General features: G+C 63.8%; 20 protein-coding genes and 1 tRNA gene. 11 read left to right on the top strand and 10 right to left on the bottom strand.

Features of this window, described 5'->3' with window-relative positions; all coding sequences use genetic code 11:
• Positions 1-28: 28 nt before the first annotated feature.
• From tolB to ACP7DD_RS07845, 5 genes are all read left to right on the top strand, one after another.
• Positions 29-1,285, top strand: a complete 1,257-nt coding sequence (gene tolB, locus ACP7DD_RS07865) for a Tol-Pal system beta propeller repeat protein TolB (RefSeq protein WP_426174168.1) — start codon at positions 29-31, stop codon at positions 1,283-1,285.
• Between the two features lie 29 nt (positions 1,286-1,314).
• Positions 1,315-1,839, top strand: coding sequence for a peptidoglycan-associated lipoprotein Pal (gene pal, locus ACP7DD_RS07860; protein WP_426174167.1), 525 nt, complete (start codon positions 1,315-1,317; stop codon positions 1,837-1,839).
• An 85-nt stretch (positions 1,840-1,924) separates the two neighbouring features.
• The gene (ybgF, locus tag ACP7DD_RS07855; RefSeq protein WP_426174166.1) at positions 1,925-2,683 is read left to right on the top strand and encodes a tol-pal system protein YbgF; all 759 of its coding nucleotides are present in this window, start codon (positions 1,925-1,927) and stop codon (positions 2,681-2,683) included.
• Between the two features lie 73 nt (positions 2,684-2,756).
• Positions 2,757-2,832 (top strand) — tRNA-Lys (locus tag ACP7DD_RS07850).
• Between the two features lie 336 nt (positions 2,833-3,168).
• On the top strand, positions 3,169-7,467 hold the full coding sequence (locus ACP7DD_RS07845; protein WP_426174165.1) for an ATP-binding protein: 4,299 nt from the start codon (positions 3,169-3,171) through the stop codon (positions 7,465-7,467).
• A gap of 109 nt (positions 7,468-7,576) precedes the next feature.
• Here the strand turns inward: ACP7DD_RS07845 and ACP7DD_RS07840 are convergent, their stop codons facing one another.
• The 4 genes from ACP7DD_RS07840 to ACP7DD_RS07825 all read right to left on the bottom strand — a co-directional run bounded on the left by ACP7DD_RS07840 (position 7,577) and on the right by ACP7DD_RS07825 (position 10,082).
• On the bottom strand, positions 7,577-8,227 hold the full coding sequence (locus tag ACP7DD_RS07840) for a glutathione S-transferase family protein (RefSeq protein ID WP_426174164.1): 651 nt from the start codon (positions 8,225-8,227) through the stop codon (positions 7,577-7,579).
• Positions 8,224-8,712 carry a VOC family protein gene (locus ACP7DD_RS07835; protein WP_426174163.1) on the bottom strand — a complete coding sequence of 163 codons (489 nt, stop codon included), beginning with the start codon at positions 8,710-8,712 and terminating at the stop codon, positions 8,224-8,226. Before ACP7DD_RS07835 ends, ACP7DD_RS07840 begins: the two co-directional genes overlap by 4 nt.
• 33 nt (positions 8,713-8,745) lie before the next feature.
• A complete protein-coding gene (locus ACP7DD_RS07830; RefSeq protein ID WP_426174162.1) occupies positions 8,746-9,429 on the bottom strand; it encodes an NIPSNAP family protein in 684 nt (227 codons plus the stop codon).
• Positions 9,430-9,491: 62 nt separating this feature from the next.
• The gene (locus tag ACP7DD_RS07825; RefSeq protein WP_426174161.1) at positions 9,492-10,082 is read right to left on the bottom strand and encodes a hypothetical protein; all 591 of its coding nucleotides are present in this window, start codon (positions 10,080-10,082) and stop codon (positions 9,492-9,494) included.
• 156 nt (positions 10,083-10,238) lie between these two features.
• Between ACP7DD_RS07825 and ACP7DD_RS07820 the strand changes: the two genes are divergently transcribed.
• A complete protein-coding gene (locus ACP7DD_RS07820; protein ID WP_426174160.1) occupies positions 10,239-11,738 on the top strand; it encodes a PLP-dependent aminotransferase family protein in 1,500 nt (499 codons plus the stop codon).
• Positions 11,739-11,771: 33 nt separating this feature from the next.
• Here the strand turns inward: ACP7DD_RS07820 and ACP7DD_RS07815 are convergent, their stop codons facing one another.
• The 6 genes from ACP7DD_RS07815 to ACP7DD_RS07790 form a co-directional block, all read right to left on the bottom strand.
• The gene (locus ACP7DD_RS07815) at positions 11,772-12,092 is read right to left on the bottom strand and encodes a hypothetical protein (protein WP_426174159.1); all 321 of its coding nucleotides are present in this window, start codon (positions 12,090-12,092) and stop codon (positions 11,772-11,774) included.
• A gap of 129 nt (positions 12,093-12,221) precedes the next feature.
• A complete protein-coding gene (locus ACP7DD_RS07810; RefSeq protein WP_426174157.1) occupies positions 12,222-13,646 on the bottom strand; it encodes an efflux transporter outer membrane subunit in 1,425 nt (474 codons plus the stop codon).
• Complete coding sequence (locus ACP7DD_RS07805; RefSeq protein ID WP_426174156.1) at positions 13,646-16,834, bottom strand: efflux RND transporter permease subunit; 3,189 nt, start codon at positions 16,832-16,834, stop codon at positions 13,646-13,648. The genes ACP7DD_RS07810 and ACP7DD_RS07805 overlap by 1 nt, the downstream gene beginning before the upstream one ends.
• A 1-nt stretch (position 16,835) precedes the next feature.
• Positions 16,836-18,032 carry an efflux RND transporter periplasmic adaptor subunit gene (locus ACP7DD_RS07800; RefSeq protein ID WP_426174155.1) on the bottom strand — a complete coding sequence of 399 codons (1,197 nt, stop codon included), beginning with the start codon at positions 18,030-18,032 and terminating at the stop codon, positions 16,836-16,838.
• 159 nt (positions 18,033-18,191) lie between these two features.
• Positions 18,192-19,031: an alpha/beta hydrolase gene (locus ACP7DD_RS07795; RefSeq protein WP_426174154.1), complete on the bottom strand. Its 840-nt coding sequence runs from the start codon at positions 19,029-19,031 to the stop codon at positions 18,192-18,194.
• Positions 19,028-19,225: a hypothetical protein gene (locus ACP7DD_RS07790; RefSeq protein ID WP_426174153.1), complete on the bottom strand. Its 198-nt coding sequence runs from the start codon at positions 19,223-19,225 to the stop codon at positions 19,028-19,030. The genes ACP7DD_RS07795 and ACP7DD_RS07790 overlap by 4 nt, the downstream gene beginning before the upstream one ends.
• A gap of 130 nt (positions 19,226-19,355) precedes the next feature.
• On the opposite strand from ACP7DD_RS07790, the gene ACP7DD_RS07785 reads away from it, so the two are divergent.
• The 5 genes from ACP7DD_RS07785 (at position 19,356) to ACP7DD_RS07765 (ending at position 24,399) form a co-directional block, all read left to right on the top strand.
• Positions 19,356-20,300, top strand: coding sequence for a LysR family transcriptional regulator (locus ACP7DD_RS07785; protein ID WP_426174152.1), 945 nt, complete (start codon positions 19,356-19,358; stop codon positions 20,298-20,300).
• Between the two features lie 221 nt (positions 20,301-20,521).
• Positions 20,522-21,016: an arsinothricin resistance N-acetyltransferase ArsN1 family B gene (locus tag ACP7DD_RS07780; protein ID WP_426174151.1), complete on the top strand. Its 495-nt coding sequence runs from the start codon at positions 20,522-20,524 to the stop codon at positions 21,014-21,016.
• A 184-nt stretch (positions 21,017-21,200) separates the two neighbouring features.
• Complete coding sequence (locus ACP7DD_RS07775; protein WP_426174150.1) at positions 21,201-22,601, top strand: L-cystine transporter; 1,401 nt, start codon at positions 21,201-21,203, stop codon at positions 22,599-22,601.
• 87 nt (positions 22,602-22,688) lie between these two features.
• Entirely contained in the window at positions 22,689-23,453 is a 765-nt protein-coding gene (locus ACP7DD_RS07770) for a histidine phosphatase family protein (protein ID WP_426174149.1), read from the top strand.
• Positions 23,454-23,466: 13 nt separating this feature from the next.
• Complete coding sequence (locus ACP7DD_RS07765) at positions 23,467-24,399, top strand: NAD(P)H-hydrate dehydratase (protein WP_426174147.1); 933 nt, start codon at positions 23,467-23,469, stop codon at positions 24,397-24,399.
• Positions 24,400-24,540 lie beyond the last annotated feature (141 nt).

Genomic DNA, 24,540 nt, shown 5'->3' with positions numbered 1-24,540 from the left:
TTTCCACCAACCTGGACCGAATCGACCCATGAAGAAAAATATCCCGCTGTTTTTGTTTGGACTTAGCCTGATCGCCGGCGCCACGCACGCGCAGGTGCGCGTTGAGATCCAGGGTGTCTCGAGCACCCAGATCCCGATCGCGGTGGCCGCGTTCGCCGATGAAGGCGTCGCGCCGGCGCAGATGTCGGCCGTCATCAAGGCCGACCTCGAGCGCAGCGGCGTGTTCAAGGTGATCGACGCCGGCACCGCGCTGTCGGACACCTCGGCGATCGACTTCGCCCAGTGGAAATCGCGCGGCGCCGATGCGCTCGTCGTTGGCAGCGTCGTGCGCGCCGCCGACGGCCGCTTCGAAGTGCGCTACAAGCTGCTCGACACGATCAAGTCGTCGCAACTGTCGGCGCTGTCGAACACGGTGACGGGAAAGTACGCCCGCCTGCAGGGGCACCGCATCGCCGACGACATCTACGAAAAGCTGACCGGCACGCGCGGCGCCTTCTCGACCCGCATCGCCTACGTCAACAAAGTGAGCAACAGCGACTACCGCCTGGAAGTGGCCGACGCCGACGGCGAAGGCATGCAGGTTGCCGCGCGCGGCAAGGAGCCGATCATTTCGCCGGCCTGGTCGCCTGACGGCGGCAAGGTCGCCTACGTGTCGTTCGAGCAGCGCAAGCCCGTCGTCTATGTGCAGAACCTGGTCACCGGCGAGCGCAAGGTCATCTCGAACGAGAAAGGCAGCAACTCGGCGCCGGCCTGGTCGCCGGACGGCGCGCGCCTGGCGGTGACGCTGTCGAAGGATGGCCACTCGCAGATCTACGGCGTGAATGCCGACGGCAGCGGCCTGCGCCGGCTGTCGAACAGCAATGGCATCGACACCGAGCCGCAATTTTCGGCCGATGGCCAGAGCATCTATTTCCTCAGCGACCGCAGCGGCGGCCCGCAGATCTACAAGATGAGCGCCAGCGGCGGCAACGCCACCCGCGTCACCTTCAACGGCAGCTACAACGTCAGCCCGCGCATCTCGTCGGACGGCAAGACGCTGGCGTGGATCTCGCAGCGCGACGGCGCCTACTCGCTGTACGCGATGGACCTGGCCAGCGGCCAGGAACAGCGCCTGGCAGTCGGCGCCACCGAACCGAGTTTTTCGCCGAACGGCAAGTACATCATGTACGCGACGGCCGGTCGCAGCGGCCTGGCCGTGGTGTCGGTGGATGGGCGCGTCAAGCAGCGCCTGACGACGAATGCAGGAAATATCAGGGCGCCCAGCTGGGGCCCGTTCATGAAGTAAATTTTTAACACTGACCAGGAGAAAATAACATGCGCAACTTTAAAAGTTTGGCCTTGATCGTTTCGAGCGCAGCCTTGCTGTCCGCTTGCAGCTCGCCCGTCAAATTGAATGAAGCACCGGTTGTCGAGCGCACGCCAGAGCGCGCCGCACAGCCAGTGGCCGACAGCCGCGACATCCGTCCAGTCGAGACCGGCACTGCCGATCCGCTGAACGATCCAAAAGGCGTGCTGGCCAAGCGCAGCGTTTATTTCGACTATGACAGCTTCGTCGTGCGTGACGATGCCAAGCAGACGGTCGAGAACCACTCCGCTTACCTGGCCAAGAACAAGGCGCGCAAGGTCCTGATTCAAGGCAACACCGACGAGCGCGGCGGCACTGAATACAACCTGGCGCTGGGCCAGAAGCGTGCCGAGGCAGTGCGCAAGGCAATGGGCACGATGGGCGTAGCCGAATCGCAGATGGAAGCGGTGTCGCTGGGCGAAGAAAAGCCGAAAGCAGTTGGCGCCAACGAAGCGGCCTGGGCTGAGAACCGCCGCGCCGATATCGTCTACTAATCGATTGCCTGATACGGCCGATTGACAACGGGGCGGCGTGCAGTGCAGACTGCATCCGCCCCGTTTTTTTCAGAAAGTCACGACCATGAAAAATACCAAATTCCGCATTGCAGCCGCATGCCTGGCGCTGGCCGCCTGGATTCCGCTGCATGCCAGTGCCGGCCTGCTCGACGACGACGAAGCGCGCAAGGCGATCCTCGACCTGCGCGCCAAGGTCGATAACCTGTCGCGCGACATGAACGCGCGCATCGACACCAAGTCCGACAAGAGCGCCTCGCTCGAGCTGGTCAACCAGCATGAACAGACGATGCAGGAAATCGCGCGCCTGCGCGGCCAGCTCGAAGTGCTCGCCAACGAAATCGCCAACTCGCAAAAGCGCCAGAAGGATTTCTACGCCGACCTCGATTCGCGCATCGCCAAACTCGAGCCGCGCCAAGTGAACATCGACGGCAAGCAGGAAGAAGTCGACGCCAGCGAACTGAAGTCGTACGAAGCGGCGATGGCGATCTTCAAGTCGGGCGACTACAAGACGGCCGCCAATGCATTATCGGCGTTTGTGCGCCGCTATCCCGATTCGAGCTACTCGCCGAACGCGCAGTATTATCTCGGCAACGCCTACTACGCGCAGCGCGATTACAAGAACGCCATCACGGCGCAGGAAGTGGTCGCCAGCACGTACAAGGACAGCGCCACGGCGCCTGATGCGATCCTCAACATTGCCAGCAGCTATACCGAGCTGAAGGACAAGAAGAACGCCAAGAAGGCATTGCAGCAGCTGGTGCTGAAGTACCCTGCCTCGTCGGCCGCGGCCGCCGCAAAAGACCGTCTGGCAACGCTGAAGTAAGGCAAATCGCAAAAATATATGGCCTTGGGCATTTGACAGGAACGCTGGTGGCCCCTATAATCTTGCTTCTTTCGGGTCGTTAGCTCAGCTGGTAGAGCAGCGGACTTTTAATCCGTTGGTCGCAGGTTCGAATCCCGCACGGCCTACCACGAATAAGCAGTAGTCGAGACAAGCAGTTACGAGTGATCGTAACTGCTTTTTTTGTTTCCGGATCCGCATAAGTAGGTGCCGCAACCGCGATTCGCCAAGCCGAATTGCAAATTGAATGACCAGCAAGGTTGTTGCACCCCCAGCATCGCCAACTTTCCGATATTCCAACAATTACATGTCTTCGCGTGTAAGCTGCTATGTTGTTCCTTGCATTCTTGCAAGCCGAGCCAGTAAGCTCCGCTGCTTCAATTCTTGTGGACATTGTTCCCGCACTCGTTTTCAAACAGCATATTGACATTATTGCCTCGAATAGGTAGCGGGCAATGCGATGCGCTGTGGCGCATGATGCCGAATTATTTACTCCGAGCTTAGCTGCAGTCCCGTTCCTACATCGCAAGGCTCAGATGAATCCTGAAAAGATCGACGACATTTCCAACCCCCTCGCCTTTCTGATGGGAGGCGGCGAAATGGGTAGCCTGATCCGGTCGATGGACTGGGCAAGAACTGCTTTAGGGCCAGTCGCTTTGTGGCCGCAGAGCCTGCGAACGACCGTCAGTATTTGCCTGGCCTCCGATTTACCGATCTGCGTCATCTGGGGACCGGGGCTTGTGCAGATCTACAACGATGCCTACCGAGTCATTTGCGGAAACAAGCATCCGCGATCGATGGGACAGAAATTCTCGGAATGCTGGAGCGAAGCGTGGCCTGTAATTGGAACAGCGCACGACTCGGCCTTGGCGGGGAACACGGCCTTCCTGGAAAGCCAGCAAATTTTTCTGGAACGGCATGGGTACATCGAGGAGTGTTTCTTTACCTTCTCCTTTAGTCCGATCCGCGACGAGGAGGGGCGAGTTGGCGGCCTGTTCCACCCCGTTATCGAGATGACCGCTCAAACGCTCAGCGAACGCCGCACTCGCACGCTGCGCGACTTAACTGCGCATGCAAGCAAAGGCAAGTCCGTCAACGAAGTGCTTGCGTTGTCCGCGCACACGCTCGCGCAGTTCGAGCTTGACGTGCCCTTTGCCCGGCTATACGCACTCGGGCCCGACGCTTCGGGCAGATTGGTTCGAGCGACCGACCGCATCGCCGAGCCCGGCGTGCTAGCCGAGACGTTTTATTTGGACGACAATGAACCGAGCCCCTGGCCGCTGGAAGACGTTTGTCGCTCCGGGTTGGCGGTGACGATGGACGATCTTGCCACAAGGATCGACCTGGCCGCCCTTGGTCCATACGGCGAGCCGCCGACCCAGGCGCTGGCGCTACCGATTATCCCGCCAGGAACCAGCAGTCCGGTGGCGATTTTGGTAGCCGGGGTCAGTTCGCGTTTAAAATTGGACGAGGTGTATCGGAGCTTCTACGATTTGCTTGTTTCGGCGCTGAGTGCGGGCGTCGCGAACGCCCGCGCATATGATGAAGAGCGGCGACGAGCACAGGCACTCGCCGATCTGGATCGCGCAAAAATCTCGTTCTTCTCCAACGTCAGTCATGAGTTCCGCACGCCACTGACCCTGATACTCGGTCCAATCGAAGACGCCCTCGCCGCGCCTGGCGAGCATTCGCCCCAGTTGCGGCCCGAGCAGTTGGAAGTTGTATACCGCAACGGGTTGCGACTTCAGCGCCTGGTCAATAGCTTGCTGGAATTTTCAAGGATCGAGGCCGGGCGGGCCCGCGCCGCGTTTGAGCCAACCGCCCTGGCCGAGCTTACCGCCGAGCTCACAAGCAATTTCCGCTCGGCCTGCGAGAAGGCTGGGCTGGAACTTTGCGTCGACTGCCCTCCTCTGAGCGAACCGGTGTTCGTGGACCGGGAAATGTGGGAGACCGTGGTTCTTAATTTGCTGTCGAACGCCTTCAAGTTCACGTTCGAGGGGAAAATCACTGTCTCGCTCCGACAAGCAGAGCGCGCCGTGGAACTGCGCGTGTCTGACACTGGCACCGGCGTGCCCGCAGATGAAGTTCCCCGGATGTTCGAGCGCTTCCACCGCGTCGAAAATGCAAAGGGGCGCACGCACGAGGGAAGCGGAATCGGGCTTGCGCTCGTCCACGAGCTTGTCAAGCTCCATGGGGGCGCAATCACTATCGATAGCGAACTTGGGCTAGGGACAACGTTTGCGATCTCGATTCCCTTGGGCGCGCAGCACCTGCCCAAAGACCAGGTCGGCAACGGCCCCCGGGCCGCGCAGCGAACGACATCGGCAAATGTGTTTGCCGAGGAAGCTTTGAGATGGCTCCCCAGCGCCGGGCAGACCGCTGCTCCCGCTGCGGATTTGTCGTCATTGCAAGACACTTCGATTGACCGAGTCATGGCGCCCCAGCAAGCCGATGGTGAACGTCCGACGGTGCTGATCGCGGACGACAACACCGACATGAGGCAGTACCTCGTCCGTATGCTGGAGCCGCATTACCGCACCGAAGCGGTACCGGACGGCGAGGCGGCGCTCGCAGCGGCACTGAAGCGCACCCCTGATCTGATCCTGACAGACGTGATGATGCCTCGTCTCGACGGCTTTGGGCTACTGCAGGCGCTGCGCGACAACCCGCGGACGGCAAGCGTACCGATCATCATGCTGTCGGCTCGTGCTGGCGAAGACAGCCGCATCGAGGGTATGCAGGAAGGCGCAGACGATTATCTCGTCAAACCGTTTAGCGGACGGGAGCTCCTGGCACGTGTGGCTGCGCACCTCCAAATGGCACGCATGCGGCGCGACAGTATCGAAGCCGTCCGCGCCAGCGAAGCACAGTTCCGAGCGCTTGTTAGCGCCAGTTCCGATGTCGTCTATCGGATGAACGCGGACTGGACCGAGATGCGTCATCTCCAAGGCCGGGAATTCATCGTCGACACCCACGAGCCGAGCCGTTCATGGCTCGAAAAATATATTCATCCTGATGATCAGCAACGCGTGATCGACGCCATCCGCGAGGCCGTCCGCACCAAGGGCAACTTCGAACTCGAACACCAGGTTGTGCGCGTCGATGGCACCTTGGGCTGGACCTTCTCAAGGGCAATCCCGCTGTTGGACAAAGACGGCGATGTCGCTGAATGGTTCGGCATGGCCAGCGATGTGACAGCGCGTCGGCAGGTGCAGGAGGCACTGCGGAGAAGTGAGCAAAAGTATCGCACCTTGTTCGCGTCAATGGACGAAGGTTACTGCGTGATCGAAATGATTTTTGATGCGACTAGTCTGCCCACTGACTTCCGGTATTTGGAAATAAACCCCGCGTTTGAGAAACACACTGGACTACGCAATGCAGAGGGCATGCGCATGCAGGAAATTGCTGCCGATGTAGGGGGGCAATGGTGCGAGACGTTCGGACGAGTCGCCACTACCGGCGAGCCAATTCGCTTCATCAACAATGCGCCAATGCTTGATGGAAGGTGGCTCGACATCTACGCGTTTCGCCTGGACGGCCACGGGACACCTCGGGTTGCGGTTTTGATTAATGACATCAGCGACCGAAAGCGCGACGAGGAGGAACGCGAGCGCCTGGTCGCCCGCCTGCGCGAGGAGGACCAGCGTAAAGATGAATTTCTCGCCACGCTCGCCCACGAGCTGCGCAATCCGTTGGCGCCCATTCGTAGCGGCTTGCAAATCATGCGCATGGCGCAAGGCGACGCAGCCGCTACTGAGCGCGTTCGCGCGATGATGGAGCGGCAAGTCACGCAGATGGTGCATCTGATTGATGACCTGTTGGACTTGAGCCGCATTAGCCATGGCAAGATCGATCTGCGAATGGATCGCATTGACTTGGCAGCAGCAATACATCAGGCCATTGAAGCGAGCCGACCCGCCATCGCCAGGGCCAATCACGAGCTGCTGATCAAGTTGCCTGCCGATCCTATCTACGTCGATGCCGACCTGACCCGCATGGCGCAGGTATTTTCCAACCTGCTCAACAATGCAGCCAAATTTACCGACCGTGGCGGGCAAATCCGGGTCACCATGCAACAGATAGGCGCGCAGGCCGTGGTATCGGTACAGGACAGTGGCATGGGCATCCCGACACTAATGCTTGCGCACGTTTTTGACATGTTCAAACAGATTGACGGCAGCATGGGACGGTCCAAGGGAGGTCTGGGTATCGGTCTATTTATCGTCAAGCGCTTGGTTGAGATGCACGGCGGCTCCATCGAGGTCATCAGCGGTGGTAACGGCAATGGCAGTGAATTTGTGGTTCGCCTACCCGTGGCGGCCTCGCTAGCGGCGCAGGAGCGAAACGCGCAGCCCGACCCGGAAATTCGCTCAGCTCATCACCACATTTTGGTGGTGGACGACAATGCAGACGCCGCCGAAACCTTAAGCATGTTGCTCACGATTATGGGCAACGACACGGTGACAGCACACGACGGCCCGAGTGGACTGAAAATGGCGGCGCAATTGAAGCCGCACGTGATTTTTCTAGATATTGGAATGCCTACGCTCAATGGCTACGAAGTAGCCCGCCGGATTCGCCTGCAGGCCTGGGGCGCGGGCATCGTGCTGATCGCCCTGACCGGATGGGGCCAGGCTGAGGACAAGCGGCTGGCACGCGAGGCTGGCTTTAACTTTCACCTGACCAAGCCTGTGCTTCCCGCGGACCTGGAAACACTGTTGGGGGAAATTACTGCTGCGAAGGATGGCGGGAGCCACGAGGACTAGTAGGCGTCAATTGGAGATTTTGTCTGCCATGGCGTGGCTCAGCGCTCAGGCCCAGCCGCGGCTTGACGTCGAACACTGCCACGGATTCGCCGCGAAGGGTCTGGCGATGCTACGCCGGATGCAAGGGAACCCCTGGCCCGCCCGATGGATACTTCAGAAACGGCGCGGTCTGCTCGGTACGATCCGCCACCGCGGCAAGCGCGGGATAATCCGCCGCCGGCACAAGCTCGCCCAGCATCGCTTGCGTGAAACCCCAGACCGCCGTGGCCGTCATCGCAGGGTGCTGGGTCGAATCCGCAAACAGCGCCGGCGATCGGACAACATGCTGTTCCAGCGCGCTGTACGCAGCCAGCAATTGCGATGTAACGCGCTCGACCCACGGCTCGTGCTGTGCCGCCGCCGGACGCAAATTGCGCTCATACACAATCTGCGCGCCTTTCTCGCAGGCAGCCAGCGCCAGCGCGACCACCTCGAATGCGCGCCGGCGCTCGTCCTTGTCGACAGGCCACAGCGAGCGGCCTTGGTCGGCCTCGACGAACTGCAGAATCAGGGACGATTCCATCAGGATCGCGCCATCGGCGCATACCAGAGTCGGCGCCTTGACGACCGGATTGATCTCACGGAATTGCTCAAAGGTGCTGAACACCGACAGTAATTCGTGCTCGAACGGCACGCCCAACAGGTCGAGCGCGATGGCAACCCGGCGCACGTAGGGCGAGTCGAGCATGCCGATCAGGCGCAGCGGCTGCCCTGCCCTCATTGCGGCGCTTCCGCCGAGGCCGAACCGGCGCAGGAAGCGGCTGCCTGGATTTCCTCAGGCGTCATGTCGCGGATATGGGTGGCGAGCGACCAGCTGTGGCCGAACGGGTCGGTCAGCGCGCTGAAACGGTCGCCCCAGAACATGTCGGCCGGCGGCATCTTGGCGGTGGCGCCTTGCTTGACGGCCAGCGCAAACGCGGCGTCGACATCGTCAACATACAAATGCAGGCTCACCGGGCTGCCCTTGAGCAGACCGGGACCGAGGGCGCCCCATTGCGGATTTTCGTCCATCAGCATCAGCGAGGAGTCGCCGATGCGCAAAATCGCATTCATCAGCTTGCCGTCGGGCTGCGCCGTGCGGCTCACTTCCAGTGCGCCAAATGCGCGCTTGTAGAAATCGATCGCATCGGACGCGTTGGCGCAGATCAGGAACGGGGTCAGGCTGTGCATGCCTTCGGGAATAACTTTGACGGCGCTGTTGCTCATGGTTGTCTCCTGGTGGTGGGTAAGTGTAATCGATCAGCGGATCTGCGACCGTACTGACGGCGTCAGCATCAGCGTTTCCGGCGCGCGCGCGAGCGACTTGTACAGCGGCGCAAACAGGTCATCGCGCCAGTGGTGGTCATTTGCAAGATGACGAAGGTACTGCTCGTAAACGGCGCGATCGGCAAAATGGGCGAACCACACATAGACGTTGACGTTCTCGCGCACCGGCAGGCGCTCGAACGTGTTGGAACTTTTCTCGCTGACGTAGCGCGCCAGGATGCGGGCGCCGCCGCGCGTGAATACCGGCGCCAGGTCGGCGTCGAAGTGCCGGATGAAATCGGCGCCGGCTTCCTGCTTGGAGTAGTAGATCGTCGCGACGACGAAGCCAGCCTGCGAAGCGGTTGCGTCGCGCGGCGCGCGCATGGCGGGATCGACGATAAACGCGCTGCCAGGCGCGGCCGGATGCAGCAGCAGCACGTCGTCGTTATCGTACAAGGTCGCGCTGGCCCGGCCGGCCCACGACTTCCACAGCGCCCCGAAATAGAATTCGCCCAGTGCCTGCTTGCGCTCGGCCATCGAGGCAAAGCCGCGCAGCCAGGTGAAGCGGTGCGGATCGTTGATATCGCGGTCGAACATTGTGATCAGTTCGTCGCGCTTGCCGGGATAGGTAATGTACTGGCGTAGTTCGACGACATCGCAGCATGGTGTTGATGGCATTTTGGGAGCGGCGCAAGCCGGTTCGAGAGCGGACAGGAATACGAGGACGGCAGCGAGGCGCTTCATTGGCGGACCTTTTGATCTGCGGCCGGCACCGACCTGGTGTCGACGGCAATCCAGTTGTCTTCCCAGGTCTTGCCGCCATCGGCCGAATAGGCCTGTTCGAAGCGCCATTGGTCCTGGTGCTGCGGGATGACGAGGAAGCGCACGAAGACGCGCCGGCCGGCAACCGTGTCGTGTCCGTAAAAGACGCCGCGGCCGTTGGTGAAGGCGCCCTGCATCGAATCGGTCATCTCGCCGTTGGCGAGATTGGCAAAATGCAGGGACCACTGGCCGCTGGCCGGATGATAGAGCCGCATCGAAACGCCGGCAATCCTGCCGGCAGCGCCGCTGACGTCCAGTTCGACCAGGTTGGCGCGTTCGTCGACGGCGCGCCGTACCAACGTCGTACCTTCGTAGGCGAGCCACTCGCTTGACCCGCCAAGTGGATTGCGCAGGCGCTTTAACCTGGTCTGCCATACGCCGATCTCGCCGTCGAAATCGTGGAGGCCATCGCGCACCTTCGCGGCCACGGCGTCAGCGGCAGCTTCGGCGGCGGCCGGCGGTTCCGCACAAGAGAGCGCGGCCAACAGTCCAAAAAAGATCAGCTTCATCGCGAGTGGCACCAATCAAACGAGGGAGAAGACACCAGCTTATCAACGAAGGTATCCCACCGGTAGCACCAGTCCATCATGAAAATTTAGAGCCACTGAATTGCGTCGGATACGCCTATACTTTGCCAGTTCCACCATTCGACGACGCATGCAGCGATGGATTACAAGGTTCTTCTGAGCAGCTTCGAACAGACGCAGCAAATGGCCGACTGGCCGCGCCAGCGCGTCATTCACGCTTGCCTGCGCGCGGCCATCATCGGCGGCAACCTGGCTGCCGGCACGCGCCTGCTGGCCAGCCGCGCGCTGGCGTCCGAGCTGGGCATCGCGCGCAATACGGTGCTGTATGCGTACGACCAGCTGGCGACCGAAGGCCTGGTGCGGGCGACCGCGCGCGGCACGCTGGTGGCCGCGTTGGCGTTGCCGGCGCCACGCAAGCCGGCCGGCGCGCCGGCCAACGGCGCCATCGCGCGGCGCATGCAAGGCGTGCGCACCATGGCCGAAGCCGACTCGGACACAGGCGCCTTTGCGCCAGGCGTGCCGGCGCTCGATGCGTTTCCGGTGGCGCTGTGGCGGCGCGCGCTGGACCGGGCCTGGCGGTCGATGGGCAGCGACGAGCTCAATTATCCCGATACGGCCGGCATCCCTGCCCTGCGCGAAGAAATCAGCGCCTATCTCGGGGCGTCGCGCGGAGTGCGCTGTCATGCCGGCCAGGTGTTCGTCACCAGCGGCACGCAGGCAAGCCTGGAAATTTGCGCGCGCACCTTTGCCGACGCCGGCGACACCGCGTGGCTGGAAAACCCCGGCTATCTTGGCGCGGTGGCGGCGTTCCGGTCAGCCCAGCTGCGCACCGTCGGCATCGACGTCGACGACGACGGCATCCATCCAGGCGCCCACGAGTGGACCAGGAACAAGCCGCGGCTCATCTACATTACGCCATCGCATCAGTACCCGACCGGCACGGTGCTCGACATGCCACGCCGGCTTGCAATGCTGGCGCAGGCCAAGGCATGCGGCGCCCTGATCATCGAAGACGATTACGACAGCGAGTTCCGCTACGAGGGCCCGCCGCTGCCGGCAATGCAGGGCTTGTCGGGCGACGCGCCGGTGGTCTATCTGGGCACGTTCAGCAAGACGATGTTTCCGGCGCTGCGCACCGGTTACATGGTGGTGCCGGAAAACCTGGTGGCGCCTTTGCGCGCGGTGCAGGCGCGCATGGCGCCGCACGGGCGCGTGGCTGACCAGCTGGCGCTGGCCGATTTTCTGCGTAGCGGGCAGTTCGGCGTGCATCTGCGCCGCATGCGAAGGCTGTATCGCAGCCGGCGCGACGCGCTGGTCGATGCACTGCAGCGCCATCTGGGCGACGACATCGTCATCCACGGCAGCTCGGCCGGCATTCACCTGTCGTTTCGTTTCGTCGATCCGCGCCTGGTCGACACCGAGATCGCCGCGGCGGCGATGGCGCGCGGCGTGGTCGCGCGCGCGCTCAGCGCCCATGCGTCCGGCCTGCGCAAGAACGGCTGGAACGGGTTGATCCTTGGATATGCGCAGGTCGACGTGGGCCGGATCGAGGAAGCGGTCAGGACGCTGGCGGCGGTGATGGCCGCCGCTGCACCCGGCCAGGAGACCGGTTCGCCAAACGTAAAAAACCCGCACTGAAGCGGGGTTTTTTACTAGCCGGGAATGTTTCGATTAATGCCGAGGCTTCATCTCGTCGGAGATCTCGTCGCCGCCGCCCTGCTGCTCGCCCATCTCGGCGTCGTCGTCGCCGCCGGGAATGTCGCCGGTGTCGCGCGCCGGCGGCGGCGGCTGGCCGAGGGCGCCGCCGACGCCAGGATCGCCAGCCGGGCCGGTCGACTTGATCGCGCCTTCCGACGGCGGCGCGTTGTAATCGGGCGTCGTCAGCACTTCCTCGCCGACGACCTTGTCGATGTGGCGCTTGGCGGCCGGGTCGGTTGGATGGGTCGGGATCGGCAGCTGGCCTTCCAGCTCGATGTCTTTGTTGATTGTCATGATTGCTCCTCGGTTGATGGCTCGATGATAACGACAATAGGCAAGGAACGACGTTGTGTTGCCGTGCGCCCATCGTTTGACCGATTGGCCTGCCCCGGCGATACGCGTCGCCGGGGCCCAGCCGAAAGCTTAGTTGACGCCGGCGTTGTCCCAGCCGCCGCCGAGCGAGCGGATCAGCGCGACCGTTGTCACCGCCTGGCTGCCGCGCAGCTGGGCTGCGTTGCGTTCGATCAGCGCCAGGTTGCGCTGCGCGTCGAGCAGGTCGAGGTAGCTCGAACGGCCCGCCTGGTACAGCTTCTGCGCCAGGTCGGCCGAGCGGCGCGCCAGCACCACGCCGGCATCGATCTGCTCGGACTGGCCGGCCAGGATGCGCAGGCCGGCCAGGTTGTCCTCGACCTCGGCGAACGCCACCAGCACGTTCTGCCGGTACGCCGCGACCGACTCTTCCAGCACCGCTTCGCTGCGCGCGACGTTGGCCTTGTTGCGGCCGCCGTCGATGATCGGCACCGACATCAGCGCGCCCAGCAGCCACGAGCGGCTGCTCCATTTCAGCACGTTCGACAGCGCGCTCGATTCGCCGCCGCCGGCAGCGGACAGGCCGAGTGCCGGGAACATGGCCGCGCGCGCCTGCCCGATGCGCGCGTTCGACGCCACCATCGCGCGCTGGGCGGCGGTGATGTCGGGGCGCCGCTCCAGCAGCGCCGACGGCAGCCCGGCCGGAATTGCCGGCAGCAGCGCCGCTTCCAGCAGCGGGTTCGACTGCGCGGCGAAATCGGCCGCCGGCTTGCCCAGCAAAACGGCGAGCGCATGTTCTAGCTGCAGGCGCTGGCGCTGCAGGCCGATCGCTTCGGCGCGCGCCGCCGCCAGTTCGGTCTTGGCGCGCACCAGGTCGAATTCGCCGATGTCGCCATTGTCGAAGCGGCTCTGGTTGACCTTCACGCTTTGCTGGCGCAGGTCGACGCTCTTGGCCAGCGCCGCCAGTTCGGCGTCGGTAGCGCGGATGCGGAAGTACGTCTGGGCGACGTCGGCCTGCAGCGCCAGCAGCACCGAGCGGTAGGTCGCTTCGGACCCGGACGCATCGGCCTGCGCCGCGCTCACGCCTGCGGCCACACGGCCGAACAGGTCCACTTCATAGCTTGCCGACAGGCTGGCCTGGTACGCCGTGCTTCGCTGCGACGTGGCGCCGCTGCGCTGGGCGCCGACAGCGGCGCCCAGCTGCACACTGCGATCGGATTCGGCGAGGCCGGCAAGCGCCCTCGCCTGTTTGACGCGCGCCGCGGCAACGGCCAGGCTGGCGTTGGCGGTCGTGGCCTCGTCGACCATCGCGCTCAGGACGGGGTCATGGAACGCCAGCCACCACTGGCCACGCGCTTGCGCCTCGGCCGGCTGGGCGCTTTTCCAGGTGGTGCCGTCGGCGGCCGTCACCGGCTGCGACGCTTCCTTGAAAGCGGCCGGCACCGGCACCGCCGGCGCGTCGAGCACCGGAGTGCTCGAGCAGGCCACCAGCAGCAGCGCCGCCAGCAACGGGGCAATGCGCATTGCGAGCTTGTTCATCAGATGGCTCCTTCCGGTTGCGCGGCCACGGCCACGCTGGTTTCAGGTTCGACCTTGTGGTCGAGTCGTTTGGCGAAAGTGCGCAGCAGGACGTAGAACACCGGCGTCAGGAACAGGCCGAAGAACGTCACGCCGAGCATGCCGCCAAAGACCGCCACGCCCATCGCATGGCGCATTTCGGAGCCGGCGCCGGTGGAAAACACCAGCGGCAGCACACCCATGATGAAAGCGATCGACGTCATCAGGATAGGACGCAGGCGCAGGCGGCAAGCTTCCAGCGCGGCTTCGACCACGCTGCGGCCGTGGTCTTCGAGTTCGCGGGCGAATTCGACGATCAGGATCGCGTTCTTGGACGCCAGCCCCACCAGCACGAACAGCGCGATCTGGGTGAAGATGTTGTTGTCGCCGCCGGTCAGCTTGACGCCGACCAGCGCGCACAGGATCGACATCGGCACGATCAGGATCACCGCCAGCGGCAGGGTCCAGCTCTCGTACTGCGCGGCGAGCACCAGGAACACCAGCAGCACGCACAGCGGGAACACGTACATCATCGTATTGCCGGACAAGATGTCCTGGTAGGTCAGTTCGGTCCATTCGAACGTCACGCCCTTCGGCAGCACGTCCTTGGCGATCTTTTCCATCGCGGCCTGGGCCTGGCCGGACGACACGCCAGGCGCGGGGCCGCCGTTCATGTCGGCCGAGACGTAGGCGTTGTAGCGCTGCACGCGGTCAGGACCATAGCTGTCCTTCACGCGCATCAGCGACGACAGCGGAATCATCTCGCCCTTGTCGTTGCGCACCTTCAGTTGCGCGATGTCTTCCGGCTTCGAACGGAACGGCGCGTCGGCCTGCACGCGCACCTGGTAGGTACGGCCAAACTGGTTGAAGTCGTTGACGTACAGCGAGCCAAGGTTGATCTGCAAGGTCTGGTAGATGGTCGCCAGCGGCACGCCGAGCTGCTTGGCCTTGACGCGGTCGACGTCGGCGAACAGCTGCGGCACATTGATCTGGAAGCTGGAGAACACGCCGGCCAGGTTCTTGTCGGCCCACGCCTTGCCCTGCATCGCCTGCACTGCCTTGTACAGTTCATCGTTGCCGACGTTGGCGCGGTCTTCCACCATCATCTTGAACCCACCCGTGGTGCCGAGGCCATTGACCGGCGGCGGCGGGAACACCATGATGAAGGCATCCTGGATGCTGCCAAGCTGCTTGTTGATCTCGGCGGCGATCGCGTCGCCGTTTTCGTTCTTGCCCTTGCGCTGGTCGAACGGCTTGAGCGTGGTGAACACGATGCCGGCATTCGGCGCGTTGGTAAAGCCGTTGATCGACAGGCCAGGGAACGCGATCGACGATTCGACGCCGGGCACTTTCGAGGCGATGTCGGACATGCGGCGAATTACCGCTTCGGTACGGTCCAGCGAGGCGGCGTCGGGCAGCTGCGCAAAGCCGACCAGGTACTGCTTGTCCTGCGCCGGCACGAAGCCGTTTGGCACCACCTTGAACATGAATACCGCGGCGATGGCCAGCATGGCATAGATCGCCACCGACAGCGTTTTGCGCTTGAGGACGCCGTTGACGCCTTTTTCGTAGCGCACCGAGGTGCGGCCGAAGAAGCGGTTGAACCAGCCGAAGAAGCCGCCGAACACCTTGTCCATGCCGCGCGTCAGACGATCTTTCTTGGCACTGTGCGGCTTCAGCAGCGCGGCGGCGAGTGCCGGCGACAAGGTCAGCGAGCTGAAAGCGGAGATAACGGTGGAGATGGCGATCGTCAGCGCGAACTGCCGGTAGAACTGGCCTGACAGGCCGGACACGAACGCGATCGGCACGAACACGGCGCACAGCACCAGCGCGATGGCGATGATCGGGCCGCTCACTTCTTTCATGGCCTGTACCGTGGCGTCGCGCGGGCTGAGGCCCGCTTCGATGTTGCGCTCGACGTTTTCAACCACGACGATGGCGTCATCGACGACGATACCGATCGCCAGCACGAGCCCGAACAGCGAAAGCGTATTGATCGAAAAGCCGAAGCCGAGCATCACCGCGAAGGTGCCGATGATCGATACCGGCACGGCCACCAGCGGGATGATCGATGCGCGCCAGGTCTGCAGGAAGATGATCACCACCAGTACCACCAGCGCCACCGCTTCAAGCAGGGTGTGGATGACGGCGTTGATCGACTCGCGCACGAACTGGGTCGGATCGTACACCACGCTGTATTCGACGCCTTCGGGGAAGTCGGCCTTCAGTTCGGCCATCTTCGCGCGCACGTCGGCGGACAGTTGAAGCGCGTTCGAGCCAGGCGCTTCGAAAATAGCAATCGCCGCCGCCGATTTGTTGTTCAGCAGCGAGCGCAGTGCGTAAGAGTTGGAACCGAGTTCGAGACGCGCCACGTCCTTCAGTTGCGTCAGCGCGCCGTCGGCACCGGTGCGCACGATGATGGCGCCGAATTCCTCGATGGTCGACAGGCGGCCCTGGGTGTTGACGGTGAGCTGGAACTCGGAGTTTTTCGACGGCGACGTGCCGATCACGCCGGCCGCGACCTGGACGTTCTGTTCGCGGATGGCTGCGACGATGTCGGCCGCGGTCATGCCGCGCGCCGCCACTTTTTGCGGATCGAGCCAGACGCGCATCGCGTAGTCGCCGGCGCCAAACAGCTGGACGTCGCCCATGCCCTGGATACGCGCCAGCTGGTCTTTCACGTTCAGCACGGCGTAGTTGCGCAGGTAGAGGTCGTCGTAGCGCCCGGTCGGCGAGACCAGGTGGACCACCATCGTCAGGTTGGGCGAGGTCTTCACGGCGGTGACGCCGATCTGTCGTACTTCCTCGGGAAGGCGCGGCAAGGCGCGCTGGATGCGGTTCTGCACCTGCGTCTCGGCCGTCTCAATATCGGTGCCGACCTTGAAGGTGACGGTCAGCGCCAGGGCGCCGTCGGAGGTCGACTGCGACGACATGTACAGCATGCCTTCGATGCCGTTGATCTGCTCTTCGAGCGGCGCGGCGACCGTTTCGGCGATGATCTTCGGATTGGCGCCCGGGTACAGCGCGCGCACCACCACCGAAGGCGGCACCACGTCCGGATACTCGGAGATCGGCAGCTTGAAGATCGACAGCAGGCCGGCGACGAATATGATGATCGACAGTACGGCCGCGAAAATCGGCCGGTCGATGAAGAAGCGAGAGAAATTCATGTTATTTTTCCTTCGTATTCATGGCGACGACGGCCAGCTTGGCATCGGCGTCCATCGCCACCACCTGGGCCGTGACCTTCGCGCCTGGCTGCACGCGCTGCAGTCCGTTGACGATGATCTTTTCGCCCGGTTTCAGGCCCTCGCGCACCACGCGCATGCCGTCGGCCACGGGGCCGAGCACCACGGCGCGGTATTCGGCCGTGTTGTCGGCCTTGACGACGTAGACGAACTTGCGGTTCTGGTCAGTGCCGATGGCGCGCTCGCTGATGACGGCGGCGCTGTTCTTTGCCTGTGGGTCGCCCGACAGCTGGACACGCGCGAACAGTCCAGGCACCAGCACGTTGTCCTCGTTGCCGAAGGTAGCGCGCATGCGCACGCTGCCGGTGGCCGAATCGAGCCGGTTGTCGACGAATTCGAGCTTGCCTTCGTGCGGGAAGCCGACTTCATTGGCCAGGCCCACCTTGACTACCACCGGGATGCCTTTTTGCGCCACGCGGGCCACCCGCAGGTAGGTCTCTTCGTCGCCGTCGAAACTGGCGTAGATACCTTTGTTGGACACCACCGACGTCAGGATTGCTGCACCGTCGACCAGGTTACCGGTGGTGATTTCTGCTTTCGACACGCGGCCGCTGATCGGCGCGGTGACGCGGGTGTAGGCCAGATTCAGACGCGCCGCTTCGAGCGAAGCCTGGGCGGCGCGCACGTTGGCATCCAACTCCTTCAGGCTCGAGGCCTTCTCGTCGACCTCGCGCTGGGCGATCGCCTTGTCAGCCACCAGGCGCTCGGAACGGGCCAGTTCGAGGCGCGCCAGGTCGGCCTTGGCGCGCGCCGACACGGCGGTCGCTTCGGCGCGGTTCGCTTCAGCCTGGAACGGGCGCGCGTCGATGACGAACAACACGTCGCCCTTGTTGACCATGCTGCCCGGCTTGAAATTGACCGAGGTGATGAAACCACCGACACGGGCACGGATGTCGACCCGCTCCAGCGCTTCGAGGCGGCCGGAGAACTCCTGCGTCTCGTTGACCTGGCGTTCGAGCACGGTGGCCGCGGTCACTGGCGGTCCGCCGGCGGCCGGTCCTTGCTGGGCCTTGCTGTTGGCGGGGCCGCAGCCGGACAGGCCGATCGCGGTCAGTCCGACGAGCGCGATGGCAGCAGCCAGGGGGCGCACGGAGAGCTTGAAGTTGTGGGTGGTTTTCATGGTTGATTCCTTTTTTATTAAGATCGACAGGCGTAACGGCGCCTGCTTGTTCGGCCAAAGGCTGGCGACATGCAAAAGCAACGGCAATAGCTATCCCTTGGCGCCCGGCCGGGCGCCTGGTTCAGCGGTGGGGGTGGTACTTAGGGACTCGGGCTCAGGTCAACTGGGGGGCGGCGCCAGCGAAGCGAGGAAGCGGGAGATTTCAACGATCGCGCCTTCGGCGCAGGCGCACTCATTGCGCGCCGAGGCGTCTTCCAGCGAAACGGCGGTCAGGCGCTTGAGGGTGGTGGCGACGCCGGCGGCGGACAGCTTGGCGCAGTATTGTTCAGCCTCGTCGCGCAATGGGTCGTCTTCGGCCGACAGGATCAGCGCCGGCGGCAGGTTCTTCAGGCGGCTCGACTGCAGCGGCGACGCGTACGGGTGGGTGCGGTCGGCGCCGTTGGGCAGATAGTCGCGGTAGCTGGCCGCGCACTTGTCGGCCACGCTGGCCATTGCGTCATCGAGCTTCACTTCGCGCATCGAGCAAGTGGTCAGGCCGGGATCGAGCATCGGCATGATGAGGATCTGCGCGGCCAGGTCAGGGCCGCCGCGGTCGCGCGACATCAGCGCGCAGACGGCGGCGAGGTTGGCGCCGGCCTCGATGCCGGCGACGACCAGATGGGTGCCGTTCCAGCCAAGCTTGGCCTTGTTCTTCTTCGCCCACTTCAGCACCGCATGGGCGTCTTCGACGGCGGCGGGGAACGGGCGTTCGGTGGCCAGGGTATAGCGCGAGGCCAGCACCAGCTGGTTGGCGCCGCCGCAGGCCGCTGTGCTCGTGCGGCGCAGGAATTCGTCGGCTTCATCGAGGTCGCCGGCGACAAAGCCGCCGCCGTGGAAAAATACCACCAGGGTGTCCTTCTTGCCGCGCACGCCGGCAGCGGCGTACAGGCGCGCCGCCAGCGGCCCGGCCGCGCCGGCTACTTCGAGCTCGCGGATCGCCAGGTCGGCCATCGCGTTCATTGGGCACTGCCGTCGGTGGCGAGATCGGCGCTGGCGACTTCGGAACCGGTGAACAGGTCATGTGCAAGTGCATCAAAAGTGCCGCGTTCGGCCACTGCCGCTTGCTGGAATTGCTCGGAATACGTCATGCCGGTCAGGACGCTGAGGCTCAGCAGCAGTCCAATAACTGTAATAATGGCATCTTTAATTCGCATGACGTGCTCCTTTGTGTTGCTTTTGCTTGCATCCTTTGATGCAGTACGTGTACTTTAAACCTGTTCTGCAAACTAATAAAGACGACAATAGCGAATTGATTGTTCATATTTCTGAACAATGGAGGGAAATATGAATAAACTGCTGGCCATGGAAGTGTTCGTGCAAGTCGTCGACGCGGGCGGCTTCACCCGCGCGGCGGAGAACATGCAACTGCCGAAAGCGTCCGTGTCGACGCTGGTGCAGTCGCTGGAACTGTCGCTGTCGGTCAAGCTGCTGCACCGCACCACGCGGCAAGTCACCGTGACCTCCGACGGCGCCGCCTATTACGAACGCTGCCTGCGGATCCTGTCGGACGTGCGCGAAGCCGAAGAATCGCTGTCGCGCAACCGGGCCAGCCCGAGCGGACGGCTGCGGGTCGACGTCGCCACCGGCGTGGCCAACGACATCATCATCCCCGCGCTGCCGGGCTTTTTCGAGCTGTATCCGGACATCGCGCTGGAACTCGGCTGCGGCGACCGCCCGGTCGACCTGATCGAGGAAGGCGTCGACTGCGCGATCCGCGGCGGCGCCCTGCCCGATTCGAGCCTTATCGCGCGCCGCATCGGCGTGCTGCACTTCATCACCTGCGCCTCGCCCGCCTACCTGGCCAAGTACGGCCGCCCGCTGCATCCGAACGACCTGGTGCGGCACCGCTGCGTCAATTACTTCTCCTCAAAGACGGGCAAGATCCACGAGTGGGATTTCGCGCGCGGCGACGAACAGATCCAGATCGCCCCGCCATCCTGCCTGGCGGTCAACGATTCGACCGCGTACATCAGCGCCGGCCTGGCGGGCCTTGGCATGATGCAGATGCCAAGCTATACGATCGACACCTACCTGCGCTCGGGCCAGCTGGAACTGCTGCTGGAAGACTGGCACTCGGCGCCGCTGCCGGTGAACGTGGTGTATCCGCAGAACCGCCACCTGTCGGCCAAGGTGCGCGTGTTCGTCGAGTGGGTGGCGGACCTGTTCCTGACGCACCCTGGCTTTCAGAGCAAGGCGCCGGCGCGCCAGCCGGCGTTCGAACAGGCCTGACGCGCGCTGACCATTGTTAGCTCGTCGTGCCCGCCATTAGCGAACCCGACTTCCCGCGCAGGCGGGAATCCATGCCATCTGTGATCAGTGAGACCTTCACTGTTTTGAGGTGGTAGCGGTTCCCGCCTGCGCGGGAACGACTTTTTTTGCCTACCGCAGGGAGTGGCTTCTCCAATACTGCGAGACATCCGAGGGTAGAATATGTTCAGGAGGAAACCTAAATGAACATGCGCGATGCCCGCGCGGATGATGCCGAAGCGATCGCGTCCATCTACAACCATTATGTCTTGACCACCTCCATCAGTTTCGAGGAAACCGAGGTGTCGGCCATCGACATGGCTGGCCGCATCGCCGATGTCCAGGCCGCCGGCTTGCCGTGGCTGGTCGCTGAAATCGATGGCGCTATCGCCGGCTACGCTTACGCGACCAAGTCGCGCGTGCGGCATGCCTACCGTTTTTCGGTGGAAAGCTCGGTGTATCTCGACCACGAGCGCGCCGGCCAGCGAGTCGGCAGCGCACTGTACCGTGTCGTGCTGGACCGCTTGCGCACCGGCGGCTACCACCTGGCGATCGGCGCCATCGCGCTGCCGAATGCGGCCAGCGTGGCGTTGCACGAGAAGATGGGGTTCGTGAAGGTGGCCCATTTCACTGAAGTGGGGTTCAAGTTCGGCAAGTGGACCGATGTGGGGTATTGGCAGTTGGTGCTGGGGAAGTGAGGCACCGATGGCTGACCATCGGCATGGGGTCGCCGCGTTCGCGAGGACGACGGTAACTTATGCGGGGGGTATGCCAAGTCGCTAAATTGCGGCGCGGCGCGCTCGATCCCAAATATAGTTAGAATGCATCGATTCGTTGCTTGGCGTTATGACCACGCCCTGCCCGCCCACTCCGAGGAAAACCATGAACGTTCCAGTCATCCTGAATCTGTCCGTCGCGCTCGCCATCTGCTTTGCGCTCTACCGCATGCAGGCCACGCACGTGTCGTTCACCAGGCGGGTATTTGCCGGCATGGGCCTCGGCGTGCTGCTCGGCGTGGCGCTGCAGGTGCTGTACGGCGCCGCCTCGCCGGTGGTGACGGAAACCAATGCCTACCTCGACATCGTCGGCTCGGGCTATGTCAAGCTGCTGCAGATGATCATCATACCGCTCATCATGGTGTCGATCATTTCGGCCATCGTCAAGCTGAAGGACGCTTCCTCGCTCGGCAAAATCAGCGCGCTCACCATCGGCACGCTGATCGTCACCACCATGCTGGCGGCGCTGATCGGCATCCTGATGGCCAAGCTGTTCGGCCTGACCGCGGTCGGCCTGACGTCGAGCACGGCGGAAGTGGCGCGCGCGGCGTATTTGGAGGGCAAGCTGCCCGATGCGCAGGCAATTTCGCTGCCGAGCATGATCCTCAGCTTCATCCCGGCCAACCCGTTCCTCGACATGACCGGCGCGCGCAAGACGTCGACCATCGCCGTGGTGCTGTTTTCGATTTTTATCGGCATCGCCGCCACCGGCATCGCCGTCAAGAAACCTGACGTGTTCGCCTCGTTCAACCACTTCGTCAAGGTTGCCCACGTGATCGTGATGCGGATGGTGACGCTGGTGCTGCGCCTGACCCCGTTCGGCGTGTTCGCGCTGATGGCGCAGGTAGTGGCCAGTTCCAGCGTGGCCGACATCATGAAGCTGATCAGCTTTGTCGGCGCCTCGTACAGCGCGCTGGCATTGATGTTCTGCGTGCACCTGGCGATCATCGCCGCCGCCGGCCTCAATCCGCTGCGCTACGTGCAGAAGATCTTCCCGGTGCTGGCATTCGCATTCACGTCGCGCACCAGCGCCGGCGCCATCCCGATGAGCGTGCAGACCCAGACGGCGCGCCTCGGCACGCCGGAAGGCATCGCCAATTTCGCCGCCTCGTTCGGCTCGACCATCGGCCAGAACGGCTGCGCCGGCATCTACCCTGCGATGCTGGCGGTGATGATCGCGCCGACCGTCGGCATCGACCCGTTCACCGCCGCCTTCATCGTGCCGCTGGTGGCGATCATCACGGTCGGCTCGGTCGGCGTGGCCGGCGTCGGCGGCGGCGCCACCTTCGCCGCACTGATCGTGCTGTCGTCGATGAACCTGCCGGTGGCGCTGGCGGGCCTGTTGATCTCGATCGAACCGCTGATCGACATGGGCCGCACCGCGCTCAACGTGAGCGGCTCGATCACCGCCGGCACCCTCACCAGCCGGCTGCTGGGACAGACCGACATGGCCGTGTTCGACAATGACCGCGAAGTCGAACTCGACAGCGAACCGCTGGCCGCCTGAGGCCGCCCGCAGCGCAGCTATCGTGCGCTGAGCGCCCGCCGAATCCGTTTATGATGACTCCGTGTCAACATGGATGGGCAGGCAATAATGGAACAGAAGTGGCCACAAGAAATCTGGCTGGTGCGGCACGGCCAAAGCGCCGGCAATGTCGCGCGCGACGCGGCCGAGGCGGCCAAGGGCCTGATGATCGACATCGCCGAACGCGACGTCGACGTGCCGTTGTCCGAACTGGGAGTGCAACAGTCGCACGCACTGGGCGACTGGTTCGCAGCGATGGCGCCGGACCGGCAGCCGAGCGTGGTGCTGCACTCGCCCTACCTGCGCGCAGCGGAAACGGCGCGCATCGTGCGCCAGGGCATCGACGGCGCCGGCCAGCTGACGGCGCGGGTCGACGAGCGCCTGCGCGAAAAGGAATTCGGCATCCTCGACCGCCTGACCACGCACGGCATCTCGCACCGCTACCCGGACCTGTACGAACAGCGCCAGCACGTCGGTAAATTCTATTTCCGCCCGCCCGGCGGCGAGAGCTGGTGCGACGTCATCCTGCGCCTGCGCAGCGTGCTCGACACCATCACGCGCGAATACGCCGGCGAACGCGTGCTCATCGTCGGCCACCAGGTCACCGTCAACTGCTTTCGCTACCTGCTCGAACGGCTCGACGAGGCCACCATCCTCGAATACGACCGCAACGGCGACGTGCCGAACTGCTCGGTAACGTCGTACAGCTTCGACCCTAGCCTGGGCAAGCGCGGCAAGCTGCAACTCAAACTGGTCAATTTCGTCGCTCCCCTGGAAGCTGCCGGCACGCCGATCACGGTGTCTAAAGATGTGCCCGCTGCTCCGAAAGCGTAGGCGGCCGGGGCCGATGGAGACTGCTTCCACCCCTACGCCGCCGTGCGTCAATGTCGACGCGGCAGCACTGCGCGCCTGGCCGCTGCCGATGCCGTCCACCGACGGCGACAAGGAACAGCGCGGCCACGTGCTGATCCTGGGCGGCTCGCGCGAAATGCCGGGCGCCGTGATCCTCGCCGCCACCGCCGCGCTGCGCGCCGGCGCCGGCAAGCTCACCATCGCCACCGGCGCCAGCGTTGCGCAGCTGGTGGCGCTGGCGTTGCCGGAGGCGCGCGTGATCGGCCTGGCCGAAACCGAGCAAGGCGGCTTCACCGGCGAGGCGGTCGGCATGCTCGATCCGCTGGCCGACAAGGTCAACGCCATCCTGATCGGCCCCGGCATGCAGGACGAAGCGGCCACCGCCGCGCTGGTGCGCGCGCTGCTGCCGCGCTTATGCGGCAGCGATGTCAGCGTCGTGCTCGACGCGTGCGCGATGGCAATCCTGCTCTCGCCCGACGAGGACGGCGACAGCGAGGCGCCGTTCCGCTTCGAGCAGCCGGTCATCCTGACGCCGCACGCCGGCGAGATGGCGCACCTGACGGGCCAGAGCAAGGAAGACATCAGCGCCGCGCCGGACCGCCATGCGGCGCAGGCGGCGCGGCGCTGGAACGCGGTGGTGGCATTGAAGGGTGCGCGCACCCTCGTCATCGCAGCCGACGGCGCGCGCTGGCAGCACGAAGGCGGCAACGTCGGGCTGGCCATTTCCGGCTCCGGCGACACGCTCGCCGGCATCATTGCCGGGCTGGCCGCGCGCGGCGCCAGCTTGCCCCAGGCGGCGTGCTGGGGCGTGGCGCTGCATGCCCGCGCCGGCGAACTGCTGGCCGAGCGCTTCGGCATCCTCGGCTACCTCGCGCGCGAAATCCCCAACGAGATCCCGGCGCTGATGGAGTCGTTTGCCCGCGGTTGACCGTTTTGCCCTCTTGTTTGAGGTGCGTCAAACCACGCCGCCTTACTTACGCCAATCGCGCGAATCGCCGAACCGGCGGACGTGTTCCAAGTCTAATTTTTACAGTCGAATTCGTGCACTGAACGGGGCCGCGTGTCTCGC

Origin of the sequence: Massilia sp. TWR1-2-2, assembly GCF_049897565.1 — a bacterium.
GTDB lineage: Bacteria > Pseudomonadota > Gammaproteobacteria > Burkholderiales > Burkholderiaceae_D > JAFCUW01.
Note: the sequence above shows the minus strand (reverse complement) of the source record. Positions and strands in the feature narration are given on the sequence as shown.

Coding starts and splice junctions, on each gene's coding strand:
- pal (WP_426174167.1), top strand. CDS start 1,315: ATGCGCAACTTTAAAAGTTTGGCCTTGATCGTTTCGAGCGCAGCCTTG.
- ybgF (WP_426174166.1), top strand. CDS start 1,925: ATGAAAAATACCAAATTCCGCATTGCAGCCGCATGCCTGGCGCTGGCC.
- ACP7DD_RS07790 (WP_426174153.1), bottom strand. CDS start 19,225: ATGCGAATTAAAGATGCCATTATTACAGTTATTGGACTGCTGCTGAGC.
- ACP7DD_RS07770 (WP_426174149.1), top strand. CDS start 22,689: ATGGAACAGAAGTGGCCACAAGAAATCTGGCTGGTGCGGCACGGCCAA.
- ACP7DD_RS07775 (WP_426174150.1), top strand. CDS start 21,201: ATGAACGTTCCAGTCATCCTGAATCTGTCCGTCGCGCTCGCCATCTGC.
- ACP7DD_RS07780 (WP_426174151.1), top strand. CDS start 20,522: ATGAACATGCGCGATGCCCGCGCGGATGATGCCGAAGCGATCGCGTCC.
- ACP7DD_RS07820 (WP_426174160.1), top strand. CDS start 10,239: ATGGATTACAAGGTTCTTCTGAGCAGCTTCGAACAGACGCAGCAAATG.
- ACP7DD_RS07830 (WP_426174162.1), bottom strand. CDS start 9,429: ATGCCATCAACACCATGCTGCGATGTCGTCGAACTACGCCAGTACATT.
- ACP7DD_RS07810 (WP_426174157.1), bottom strand. CDS start 13,646: ATGAACAAGCTCGCAATGCGCATTGCCCCGTTGCTGGCGGCGCTGCTG.
- ACP7DD_RS07785 (WP_426174152.1), top strand. CDS start 19,356: ATGAATAAACTGCTGGCCATGGAAGTGTTCGTGCAAGTCGTCGACGCG.
- ACP7DD_RS07765 (WP_426174147.1), top strand. CDS start 23,467: ATGGAGACTGCTTCCACCCCTACGCCGCCGTGCGTCAATGTCGACGCG.
- ACP7DD_RS07795 (WP_426174154.1), bottom strand. CDS start 19,031: ATGAACGCGATGGCCGACCTGGCGATCCGCGAGCTCGAAGTAGCCGGC.
- ACP7DD_RS07815 (WP_426174159.1), bottom strand. CDS start 12,092: ATGACAATCAACAAAGACATCGAGCTGGAAGGCCAGCTGCCGATCCCG.
- ACP7DD_RS07825 (WP_426174161.1), bottom strand. CDS start 10,082: ATGAAGCTGATCTTTTTTGGACTGTTGGCCGCGCTCTCTTGTGCGGAA.
- ACP7DD_RS07835 (WP_426174163.1), bottom strand. CDS start 8,712: ATGAGCAACAGCGCCGTCAAAGTTATTCCCGAAGGCATGCACAGCCTG.
- ACP7DD_RS07800 (WP_426174155.1), bottom strand. CDS start 18,032: ATGAAAACCACCCACAACTTCAAGCTCTCCGTGCGCCCCCTGGCTGCT.
- ACP7DD_RS07805 (WP_426174156.1), bottom strand. CDS start 16,834: ATGAATTTCTCTCGCTTCTTCATCGACCGGCCGATTTTCGCGGCCGTA.
- ACP7DD_RS07840 (WP_426174164.1), bottom strand. CDS start 8,227: ATGAGGGCAGGGCAGCCGCTGCGCCTGATCGGCATGCTCGACTCGCCC.
- tolB (WP_426174168.1), top strand. CDS start 29: ATGAAGAAAAATATCCCGCTGTTTTTGTTTGGACTTAGCCTGATCGCC.